2 protein-coding genes are annotated in these 747 nt (G+C 39.8%); both read right to left on the reverse strand.

Annotated features, from left to right (window positions below; all coding sequences use genetic code 11):
- Nucleotides 1-101: 101 nt before the first annotated feature.
- The gene (locus O9X84_RS19525) at nucleotides 102-389 is read right to left on the reverse strand and encodes a helix-turn-helix domain-containing protein (RefSeq protein WP_269521319.1); all 288 of its coding nucleotides are present in this window, start codon (nucleotides 387-389) and stop codon (nucleotides 102-104) included.
- Nucleotides 382-693 carry a type II toxin-antitoxin system RelE/ParE family toxin gene (locus O9X84_RS19530; RefSeq protein ID WP_269521320.1) on the reverse strand — a complete coding sequence of 104 codons (312 nt, stop codon included), beginning with the start codon at nucleotides 691-693 and terminating at the stop codon, nucleotides 382-384. Before O9X84_RS19530 ends, O9X84_RS19525 begins: the two co-directional genes overlap by 8 nt.
- Nucleotides 694-747 lie beyond the last annotated feature (54 nt).

The following is a 747-nucleotide window of genomic DNA, read 5'->3' on the forward strand; positions in this document are numbered from 1 at the left end:
TAACGCCTCGTTAAGGGGCGAATTCAGTTGGCTAAAATTGTGAGCGAAGCGAAACTAGCCAACTGTTATGAGTCCCGCTTGAACGACTTGTTATATGCCTGTTAGTGCAGATCTGCGAACACTTCAGGGTGTTGCTCAGCTATTCGTAATAATGCTATTGCCGGCCCTTGCGGAGATCTTCTTCCTTGCTCCCAATCTTGAAGAGTTCGCATACTAACACCTAGTAAACCAGCAAAAGCTGATTGAGTTAGTTTAAGTTGTAAACGAATAACTTTTGGCTCTGACGGCTCAGATAATTCACTCGTTTTTAAAGAAACTTCACCTTGCTTAAATTTTTTAATTTCATTTAAGCCATCTAAAATTTCCAGACCTATATCTCGATTACTCATGATCTATTGCCTCCGCTATTTGCTTAAGAACATGGGATGCAATAGTTGCACGCTCTGATTTACTGTACATCGTAAGCATCCAAATTTCATGTTCTGATTTTTTCCAGTAATATATTGCACGAACTCCACCACTTTTTCCTTTTCCAGACGGAGCCCAACGTACTTTTCGAACGCCACCTGATCCTCTGACAATATCTCCAGCATCAGGTTTTTGTAAGAGATAAGATTGCAACCCTCGATAATCATCATCTGAGAGATAATTGGGGAGTACTTTTGTAAATGTACTTGTTTCGATAAATATCATACTGAAAGTATACGGCAATGCCGTATTATGTCAACACGCTATGAAAGGCATATA

The organism is Alteromonas sp. BMJM2, assembly GCF_027257845.1.
GTDB lineage: Bacteria > Pseudomonadota > Gammaproteobacteria > Enterobacterales > Alteromonadaceae > Alteromonas.